General features: G+C 61.3%; 12 protein-coding genes. 6 read left to right on the top strand and 6 right to left on the bottom strand.

Annotation, left to right across the window (positions count from 1 at the left end):
• Nucleotides 1–195: Lrp/AsnC family transcriptional regulator (locus EN949_RS29420; RefSeq protein WP_164782575.1), on the bottom strand; the 195-nt coding region annotated here is incomplete at its 3' end.
• A 136-nt stretch (nt 196–331) separates the two neighbouring features.
• Between EN949_RS29420 and phhA the strand changes: the two genes are divergently transcribed.
• Nucleotides 332–1168 (top strand): phenylalanine 4-monooxygenase, encoded by an 837-nt coding sequence (phhA, locus tag EN949_RS29415; RefSeq protein ID WP_063169722.1) that lies wholly within the window; start codon nt 332–334, stop codon nt 1166–1168.
• Nucleotides 1169–1289: 121 nt separating this feature from the next.
• Here the strand turns inward: phhA and EN949_RS29410 are convergent, their stop codons facing one another.
• The 3 genes from EN949_RS29410 to EN949_RS29400 form a co-directional block, all read right to left on the bottom strand.
• Complete coding sequence (locus tag EN949_RS29410; RefSeq protein ID WP_063169723.1) at nt 1290–2729, bottom strand: GMC family oxidoreductase; 1440 nt, start codon at nt 2727–2729, stop codon at nt 1290–1292.
• Nucleotides 2726–2902, bottom strand: a complete 177-nt coding sequence (locus EN949_RS29405) for a hypothetical protein (RefSeq protein ID WP_082826619.1) — start codon at nt 2900–2902, stop codon at nt 2726–2728. The genes EN949_RS29410 and EN949_RS29405 overlap by 4 nt, the downstream gene beginning before the upstream one ends.
• A gap of 194 nt (nt 2903–3096) precedes the next feature.
• Nucleotides 3097–3858 (bottom strand): GGDEF domain-containing protein, encoded by a 762-nt coding sequence (locus EN949_RS29400; RefSeq protein WP_013528483.1) that lies wholly within the window; start codon nt 3856–3858, stop codon nt 3097–3099.
• 160 nt (nt 3859–4018) lie between these two features.
• On the opposite strand from EN949_RS29400, the gene EN949_RS29395 reads away from it, so the two are divergent.
• Nucleotides 4019–4732, top strand: a complete 714-nt coding sequence (locus tag EN949_RS29395; RefSeq protein WP_013528482.1) for a pyrimidine 5'-nucleotidase — start codon at nt 4019–4021, stop codon at nt 4730–4732.
• Nucleotides 4733–4966: 234 nt separating this feature from the next.
• Here EN949_RS29395 and EN949_RS29385 read toward each other — a convergent pair whose 3' ends face one another.
• On the bottom strand, nt 4967–5812 hold the full coding sequence (locus EN949_RS29385) for an LOG family protein (protein ID WP_013528481.1): 846 nt from the start codon (nt 5810–5812) through the stop codon (nt 4967–4969).
• 142 nt (nt 5813–5954) lie between these two features.
• Here EN949_RS29385 and dapD point away from each other — a divergent pair, with 142 nt between their 5' ends.
• The 4 genes from dapD to EN949_RS29365 all read left to right on the top strand — a co-directional run bounded on the left by dapD (nt 5955) and on the right by EN949_RS29365 (nt 8401).
• A complete protein-coding gene (dapD, locus tag EN949_RS29380; protein ID WP_127365526.1) occupies nt 5955–6809 on the top strand; it encodes a 2,3,4,5-tetrahydropyridine-2,6-dicarboxylate N-succinyltransferase in 855 nt (284 codons plus the stop codon).
• 72 nt (nt 6810–6881) lie between these two features.
• Nucleotides 6882–7244, top strand: coding sequence for a DUF805 domain-containing protein (locus EN949_RS29375; RefSeq protein WP_013528479.1), 363 nt, complete (start codon nt 6882–6884; stop codon nt 7242–7244).
• Entirely contained in the window at nt 7237–7614 is a 378-nt protein-coding gene (locus tag EN949_RS29370) for a DUF805 domain-containing protein (protein WP_024502086.1), read from the top strand. Before EN949_RS29375 ends, EN949_RS29370 begins: the two co-directional genes overlap by 8 nt.
• A gap of 13 nt (nt 7615–7627) precedes the next feature.
• Complete coding sequence (locus EN949_RS29365; RefSeq protein WP_127365527.1) at nt 7628–8401, top strand: hypothetical protein; 774 nt, start codon at nt 7628–7630, stop codon at nt 8399–8401.
• On the opposite strand, the gene EN949_RS29360 is transcribed toward EN949_RS29365, so the two are convergent.
• The coding region (locus tag EN949_RS29360) for a ketopantoate reductase C-terminal domain-containing protein (protein ID WP_281039797.1) at nt 8304–8581 on the bottom strand (278 nt) is incomplete at its 5' end. The two genes, EN949_RS29365 and EN949_RS29360, sit on opposite strands and share 98 nt — an antisense overlap.

The raw sequence follows: 8581 nt of genomic DNA, 5'->3' as shown, positions 1-8581 counted from the left end.
AATCAGCCCGACAGCGCGGCGGCTGATCACGGCGGCAAATCCCTTGATGATGCCGGCCTCCTGCAGCGCCTCGAAGCGCCGCGCGCATGGTGTCGTCGACAGGCCGATCTCTTGCGCCAGCTCGGAAACCGGTTTGCGCCCGTCGCGCTGCAGGACATCGAGCATCTTGATCTCGAAATCATCGAATCGAGGCATTTTCACTCCTTCCTGGGAATTTCTGAGTGAATATTATCCCGATTTCCGAATTCGAGCCATCATCAAAACCGATTCGCCTCCGCAAATCCGCTTAACGTTCAGCACGTCAGCGATTTGCTTTGCGAGGAGAAAAACCATGACGACGATGAGCGTTGCCGAATACGCCCGCGACTGCGCGGCGCAAGGATTGCGCGGCGACTACTCGGTCTGCCGTGCCGATTTCACCGTGTCGCAGGGTTACGATTACAGCGATGAAGAGCAGGCGGTGTGGCGCACGCTGTGCGACCGCCAGACCAGACTGACGCGCAAGCTCGCCCACCATTCCTACCTCGACGGCGTCGAAAAACTCGGCCTGCTCGACCGTATTCCCGACTTCGACGAGGTCAGCGCCAAGCTGCGCAAACTGACCGGTTGGGAGATCGTCGCGGTGCCGGGGCTCATTCCCGCGGCTCCGTTTTTCGACCATCTCGCCGATCGCCGCTTCCCGGTCACCAACTGGCTGCGGACCAGGCAGGAGCTCGACTACATTGTCGAGCCCGACATGTTCCATGATTTCTTCGGCCATGTGCCGGCGCTGTCGCAACCGGTGTTCGCCGATTTCATGCAGATGTATGGCGAGAAGGCCGGCGACATCATCGCGCTGGGTGGCGACGAGATGATTTCCCGGCTCTACTGGTACACGGCCGAATATGGCCTGATGCGGGAGGCCGGCCAGCCGCTGAAGGCCTTTGGCGCCGGCCTTATGTCGTCGTTTACCGAGCTGCAGTTCGCCGTCGAAGGCAAGGACGCCCACCACGTGCCCTTCGACCTGGAAACGGTGATGCGCACCGGCTACGAGATCGACAAGTTCCAGCGCGCCTATTTCGTGCTGCCGTCCTTCGACGCCTTGCGCGATGCCTTCCAGACCGCCGATTTCGCGGCAATCGTCGCCCGGCGCAAGGACCAGCCGGCGCTCGATCCGGCGACGCTCTAGAGCATTCCAGGAAAAGTGTGAAACGGTTTTCCGTCCGGAATTGCGTCAAACAAAGAGTTAGAGCGGATCGCCGTTCCGTGAAACGGTGAACTGCCCTAGGCAGCATGCTGCCCTGCAGCCGTCAGGCGGTGACCACCTTGCTGAGATGGTCGCCCAGCCGGCAGGCCAGCGCGGTGATCGTCGTCGTCGGGTTGCATTGACCCGACGTGCAGAACACCGAGGAGCCGCCGACATAGAGATTGTCCATGCCGTGCACCTTGCAGTTGGCGTCGACCACGCTCTTGCTGATGTCGGTGCCCATGCGCGTGCCGCCCATATGGTGATGGCCCGCCGTCTCGTCGTTGGTCGGATAGTCCTGACCATTGCTGATCCAGTCGGCAATGCGCACGCGGCCGAGATTCTTCTCGATCAGCGTTGCGCCGAACAGTCTGAGCCCTTCGAGAAGGGTGCGATGTTCCAGTTCGGATTTCTTCCAGTGCAGTTCGATGCGCGGCACGCCGGCATGGTCGACATCGGTCTTCGACAACTCGATCTGGTTGGAGGCCAGCGGCGCCTGTTCCCAGGCGACGTAGAGCTGGGCCGCGCAGCGCAGTCGCTGACTGAGCTGGTAGGACATCCATTCCGCCATGCTGGGCGCCGTGCAGGCGAGGTCGGCGATAAGGCTCTTGACCCCGGGATACGGCGTCTCGATCAGCCGGATGCCGAAGTTCATGATCTGCAGCCGCTCCATGGCGGCAAACGTCGGCGAGAAGAAGGCCTCGTTGACGGCGTCGACCTCGAACGCGTTGTAGTCGGCCAGGATGGCGTTGCCGCCCTCGAAGGTCGGATGCTCCATCCAGTAGCGGCCAAGCGCAGTTGCATTCGGCACGACGCCGCCGTTCGAGCGCTGGTTGGACCACAGAAGCAGCCGCGAATTCTCCAGCCCACCGGTGCAGACGATGAAATAGTCAGCGCTGAACGAGCCGGCATCCTGTCCGTTCGACCACAGCCTGGCGCCAGTCACGCGTCTGCCGTCGCCGGCAAGTTCGGTGGCACAAGTGTTGAGCACCACCGCGATGTTCGTGGCCTTGTCGAGTTCATCGCCGAACTTCTCGGCGAAGCGCACGGCCGGGCTCTTGATCAGCTGCACCCAGCGAATGTCGTCCGAGATCGGCATATCGGGCCGGAGGGCCGGAAGGTCGAGAATATCGCGCACTTCCGGCAGATAGGGTTCGATGTCGGTGCGGGCGATCGGCCAGCCCGTATCGGGTACCCAGGCCTTCGGCTCGAAATCCTGCTTGTCGAGCACGCGGCACCAGCCTGCCCAGTGGTTGGAACTGCCCCCCATGAACCGCAGCCGGGTGATGTCGAGATCGAAATAGAAATCTCCGACCGTGCTGCCCCGGTAAAAGTCCTGCGAGTCGTCGCTGAATTCGCGCGGACCGGCCTCCATCACCACCACCGGAATGCCGGCCGCGCCAAGCTTGCGGGCAATGGTCATGCCGGCCGGACCGGAGCCGAGGATGCAGACCTTCGGGGTGAAGTTCGCAGCGCGATACGCCTCGTAGCTGTCGAAGATCATGCCAGGTCGCTCCGCTTCAGGATCCAGCCATCGACCTCGACGATCTCGTTCGGGTCGGGCTTTGGACCGGCGGCATCGGCATCAGGCAGCTTGCGGAACAAGGACAGGGCAGGCAATGCGATCAACGCCTGCACGAGCGCGCGGCGTGACATTTTCTTGATGATGAAACTCATGGCTGGTCTCTCGGCTGGGCTTCGGCACTGCATGGCGTTCCCAGAACGGCAATTCCCGGAACGACACATGCATCACCGTGGAAGCCAGTATCGTGCCAAGTCTGGCCGCAAAGCAGTGAAAACCCGGCTAAGCGGTACAACCGAGTGCAAACAGGGTTAGAGTTTTCTTAACAGGCCGGTTGCGGCAGATCGGATCACGCCGCCTCGGAAATGCCGGTGTCGATGATCGTCAGGTTACGGCCCTGGTGCTTGGCCTGGTAGAGGCGCCGGTCGGCGGCGCGCATCAACTCCGACACGCTGGCTTCCTCGCCGCAGACAGTACCGCCGATGCTGACCGTGAGCGGAATGGTCCGCTCGTCGACGGGCCGGAAGCGGATCAGCTCGACTTCGCGGCGAATGCGCTCGGCGACGCGCTTGGCCTCCTGCTCGGTGGCGCCAACCAGAAAGGCGCCAAATTCCTCGCCGCCGATGCGGCCGAGCACATCGCCGCTGCGCACGCCGCGCTGAATCGCGCTGGCGATCAAAAGCAGCGCGTCATCGCCGGTCAGGTGGCCGAAATTGTCGTTGATGGTCTTGAAGTGGTCGGCATCGATGATCAGCAGCGCGCCGCGATCGGACTTGCGGCGCGAACCGTCGAGCGCGGCAAAGAAGCTTTCCCGGTTGAGCATGCCGGTCATGTCGTCGCGGCTCGCCTTTTCCGCCAGGCGGCGATGCGCGGCGGCGAGCTGGGCATGGGCTCGGGCGAGATCGCGATGCGCGTTTTTCAGCCTGTCGCTTTGCCAGAAAGTGCTTGCGCTGGCGGCCCACGCCAGCACCAGCGGACAGAGCGTGGAGGTCAGCCAGATCGTCCGGTTGACCGGAAATCCCATGGCCGGAACGATGATCAGGGTCAGCAGGAGAGAGGCCGCGACTGAGGCGAAAGCAACGGCGGCGGATCTCAGAATTATGCTGTTCATCGCTTGCTCCCACAAGACTGCCTCTCTGCCAGCAAGCCCTGAAGGCCACCTTTCCCAGATGCCTAAAATTTGAATCGTGAGACGATTTACGCAACCTCAACGAGCAGAAGTTGTGGATAAAGTCGCTTTCGGAATGCGCGTTTCATGCCATAAGGAGTCCATGACCACGCTCCCTGACCCCGCCCGCTTCGCCCATGTCACCGACTGGGTCTTCGATCTCGATAACACGCTCTATCCGCACCATTCGAATCTGTTCTCGCAGATCGACGTCAAGATGACCGCCTATGTCGGCGAACTGTTGGCATTGCCGCGCGACGATGCGCGCAAGTTGCAGAAGGAGCTCTACCGCGAATATGGCACGACGCTGAACGGCCTGATGACACGCCACGGCATCGACCCCGACGATTTCCTCGAGAAGGTCCACGACATCGACTATTCATGGCTGGTGCCCGATCCCGTTCTCGGCACCGCCATCCGCCAGCTTCCCGGCCGCAAGTTCATCTTCACCAACGGCGACCGCAGGCACGCCGAGCGCACCGCGCGCCAGCTCGGCATCCTCGACCATTTCGACGACATCTTCGACATCGTCGCTGCGGGGCTCAATCCCAAGCCGGCGCGCCAGACCTACGAGAAGTTCGCCGAACTCCACGCCGTCACCGGCCACAATGCGGTGATGTTCGAGGATCTTGCCCGTAACCTTTCGGTGCCGAAGTCGCTCGGCATGACCACGGTGCTGATCGTGCCGCGCAATTTCGAGCCGACCTTTTCCGAGATATGGGAGCGCGACCCGGCCAATGAGGATGATGTCGATTTCGTCACCGACGATCTGGCGGGGTTTCTGACGGCGATTGTGGAGAGGGGGGAGGGGAAATGAAGAAATGATGAAATGACGAATTGGGGATTGATCCGAACGCAGAGCCACAATCCCTTCATTCTTCAATTCTTCAATTCTTCAATTCTTCAATTCTTCATTCTTCAATTCTTCAATTCTTCAATTCTTCAATTCTTCAATTCTTCAATTCTTCAATTCTTCAATTCTTCAATTCTTCAATTCTTCAATTCTTCAATTCTTCAATTCTTCAATTCTTCAATTCCCCGATCCCCAGCCCTACTCTCCTAACTTATAGAACCGGCTGATAATCCCCCACGCCTCATCCGCGGTGTCGACGAAGTCGATGATGTCCTGATCGCCGGGGCTGATCGTGCCCTGCTCGGCGAGGAAATCGAGATCGATCGCCCGCTTCCAGAAGGATTTGCCGAACAGGATCACCGGCACGCGCTCCATGCGCCCTGTCTGGATCAGGGTCAGCGTCTCGAAGAATTCGTCCATCGTGCCGAAGCCGCCCGGAAACACCGCGACCGCCTTGGCGCGCATGACGAAATGCATCTTGCGGATAGCGAAATAATGGAAGTTGAAACAGAGCTCCGGCGTCACATAGATGTTCGGCGCCTGCTCGTGCGGCAAGACGATGTTGAGGCCTATCGACGGCGCGCCGACATCGTCGGCGCCGCGGTTTCCCGCTTCCATCACGCCAGGCCCGCCGCCGGTCACCACGACATATTCGCGGTAATAGGAGGTAGCCGATTGCTGCGAGCAGAGGCGGGCGAATTTGCGCGCTTCCTCGTAGTATTTGCTGTTCTCTTCGAGGTTCTTCTTCTGCGTCTCGTTCTTGGCCGCCCAGGCCTCGCCGCCGGGTTCCGGCAGGCGCGCACCGCCGAACAGGATCACCGTCGAGCGGATGCCGCGTTCGGCTAGGATCATTTCCGGTTTCAGGAGTTCGAGTTGCAGCCTGACCGCGCGCAACTCGCGCCGCGTCATGAAGTCGGGATCGTTCCAGGCGAGCCGGTAGGTTTCGGCACGCGTCTGCGGCGTGTCAGGCACGCTCTTCGACCGCTCCAGATCCTCGTCCGAATGCGGCAGCGGCGTCCACCCCGCCTTTTCCATAGGAGTCATAACTACCCGTCCAATTCCCTTAACTGCGCCGTCCCGTGACGCACACGCGATTGACCCCCATTAAGCCTTAACATAGGGTCCGCGCGACTTTCAAAACAGGTTAAGGCTCAGCCCCTTAACAGCTTGGTAATGGAGCGAATTCATGTCGAAGCCCGATCTGGCGAGCCTCGAAAAGAGCATCGAGAAGGCCTTCGAGGAACGCGATGCGATTTCGACTGCGACGCGCGGCGAAACGCGCGATGCCATCCAGTCGGCGCTTGACCTGCTCGACCGCGGCGTCGTCCGCGTCGCCGAGCGGCAGGCCGACGGCAAGTGGCATGTCAACCAGTGGCTGAAGAAGGCCGTGCTTTTGTCCTTCCGGCTCAACCCGATGGAGATCATCAAGGGTGGTCCCGGCGAAGCGACGTGGTGGGACAAGGTGCCGTCGAAGTTCGATGGCTGGGGCGCTGTCGATTTCGAAAAGGAGGGCTTTCGCGCCGTGCCGGGGTCGATCGTGCGTCGCTCGGCCTATATCGCGTCGGGCGCCGTGCTGATGCCGTCCTTCGTCAATGTCGGCGCCTATGTCGATACAGGCACCATGATCGACACCTGGGTCGGGGTAGGCTCCTGTGCCCAGATCGGCAAGAACGTGCATCTTTCCGGCGGCGTCGGCATCGGCGGCGTGCTGGAGCCGATGCAGGCAGGTCCGACCATCATCGAGGACAATTGCTTCATCGGCGCGCGCTCGGAAGTGGTCGAGGGCTGCATCGTGCGCGAAGGCTCGGTGCTCGGCATGGGCGTCTTCATCGGCCAGTCGACCAAGATCGTCGACCGCGCTACCGGCGAGATTTTCTATGGCGAAGTGCCGCCGAATTCCGTCGTCGTCGCCGGAGCGATGCCGGGCAAGCCCTTTCCGAACGGCGAGCCGGGTCCGAGCCTCTACTGCGCCGTCATCGTCAAGCGCGTCGACGCCAAAACCAGGTCCAAGACCTCGATCAACGAATTGCTGCGCGATTGATCTTTGCGCAAAGCGGGCGCACCTTCCGCCGGCGCGACAATCGGTCGCGCGGGTTCATCATGGAGGGGTGACATGGACTGGAAGTATCTGCTCACAAGTTTTGACGGTCGCATCAACCGTGGCAAGTTCTGGGCCGCGATTGGCGTTTTCATCGTCATTGGCATCGTTGCCTTTATTCTCGATGCGATCCTCGGTACACGCATCACCACGGCCAGTGGCGCCCAGATCGGCATCATCGGCATTCTCATCGCTCTGGCCTCGATCTATTTCGCACTCGCAGTCTACGCCAAGCGCTGGCATGATCGCGGCAAGTCGGGCTGGTGGAGCCTGATCATGCTGGTGCCATTGATCGGCCCGATCTGGTTTCTGGTGGAATGCGGCATTCTCGAAGGCGCCAGGGGCGCCAATCAATATGGACCGGACCCGCTTGCCTGACAGATCAGATCTCACCTGGCTTTTCTTCAAAACCTCGGGCCGCGTCAGTCGCGCGGCCTATTTTCTTGGCGGGTTGCTCGTCGCTATCATCCAGGCCTTCCCGCTCTACCGCTTCACGCTGGTGCCGGAAGGTTCGGCCGAGAGCAACATGTGGTCGTTCATCTTCTTCGTCGCCTTCATCGCCTCGCTGTGGTCGAACATTGCCCTGGCGGTCAAGCGGCTGCACGATTTGGACAAGCCGGGCATTGCCGCGCTGATCCTGTTCGTGCCGGTGGTCTCGATCGTGGCCTTCCTTGTGTTGTGCCTGTTTCCGGGGCAGCCTGGACCCAACCGCTACGGCCGGCGCACCAACGAGCCAGCACAACCCTGAGGTTCGATCGGACATGCGCTACCGTACGCTTGATCCGAAACTGATCATCGAGACCGCAGAACGGCTGGAGACGCGCGTTGCGGAGCGTTTCCCCGATGCCGGCCTGCGCGGCGTTGCCGCCGAACTGGTCTCGCTGTCGCGCGACCTGGCACAGGGCGCCAAGGCCCTGCAAGCGCCGATCTGGTGGCTGCGCGGCCTCATCGTCGCCGCTGTCGTTGCCGGCGCACTGATGTTCATCTTCGTCGGAACCGTATTGCCATTCGACCGCATTTCCAAACCGGGTGATGCCGTCCAGTCTGTGCAAGGCATCGAAGCTTCGCTCAACATGTTCATCCTCGCCATTGTCGGATTTCTCGCCTTGATCCGCTCCGAGGAGCGCATCAAGCGCAAGCAGGTCTTTCGCCAGCTGCATGGCCTGCGCTCGCTGATCCACGTCATCGACATGCACCAGCTGACCAAGGATCCGGCGGCGCTGTCGGCCGATTTCAAGCCGACGTCGCATTCGCCCGCCCGCATCACCAATGCCGCCGACCTGGCGCGTTACCTCGACTATTGCTCCGAAATGCTGTCGATCACCGGCAAGATCGCCGCATTGTTCGCGCAGTCGGTCAATGACGACGTGGTCATCGACGGCGTCAACGACATCGAGAACCTGGCGTCCAACCTGTCGCGGAAAATCTGGCAGAAGATCACGTTGATCGACGGCCGGCCGGTGCAACAATCTGCTCCGGCGCCAGGCCCGGCGAGCCAAGCCGCTCCGCTTCCGCTGCGCGCACCAAGGCGATGATCCGCTGAACCGTCGGCACGGGCGTGCCGGCCTTCCCCGCCAGCCGCAAGATGGCACCTTGCAAGTCGTCGATCTCCGTCGGCCGGCCGCGCTGAAGATCGTCCCACATCGACGAGCGCGCCTGCGGGTCGATCGCCAGCATGCGCCGCGCCAAGAGCCTGAACAGCCAGTCCGGCAGCC

It is taken from the genome of Mesorhizobium sp. M7A.F.Ca.US.007.01.2.1 (assembly GCF_003998165.1).
GTDB lineage: Bacteria > Pseudomonadota > Alphaproteobacteria > Rhizobiales > Rhizobiaceae > Mesorhizobium > Mesorhizobium ciceri.
The sequence above is the reverse complement of the archived record's forward strand: the minus strand, read 5'-3'. Positions and strand labels throughout refer to the sequence as shown.

What these genes read in the sequence shown, in the direction of transcription:
- phhA (WP_063169722.1), top strand. Translation starts at nt 332, where the DNA reads ATGACGACGATGAGCGTTGCCGAATACGCCCGCGACTGCGCGGCGCAA.
- EN949_RS29410 (WP_063169723.1), bottom strand. Translation starts at nt 2,729, where the DNA reads ATGATCTTCGACAGCTACGAGGCGTATCGCGCTGCGAACTTCACCCCG.
- EN949_RS29405 (WP_082826619.1), bottom strand. Translation starts at nt 2,902, where the DNA reads ATGAGTTTCATCATCAAGAAAATGTCACGCCGCGCGCTCGTGCAGGCG.
- EN949_RS29400 (WP_013528483.1), bottom strand. Translation starts at nt 3,858, where the DNA reads ATGAACAGCATAATTCTGAGATCCGCCGCCGTTGCTTTCGCCTCAGTC.
- EN949_RS29395 (WP_013528482.1), top strand. Translation starts at nt 4,019, where the DNA reads ATGACCACGCTCCCTGACCCCGCCCGCTTCGCCCATGTCACCGACTGG.
- EN949_RS29385 (WP_013528481.1), bottom strand. Translation starts at nt 5,812, where the DNA reads ATGACTCCTATGGAAAAGGCGGGGTGGACGCCGCTGCCGCATTCGGAC.
- dapD (WP_127365526.1), top strand. Translation starts at nt 5,955, where the DNA reads ATGTCGAAGCCCGATCTGGCGAGCCTCGAAAAGAGCATCGAGAAGGCC.
- EN949_RS29375 (WP_013528479.1), top strand. Translation starts at nt 6,882, where the DNA reads ATGGACTGGAAGTATCTGCTCACAAGTTTTGACGGTCGCATCAACCGT.
- EN949_RS29365 (WP_127365527.1), top strand. Translation starts at nt 7,628, where the DNA reads ATGCGCTACCGTACGCTTGATCCGAAACTGATCATCGAGACCGCAGAA.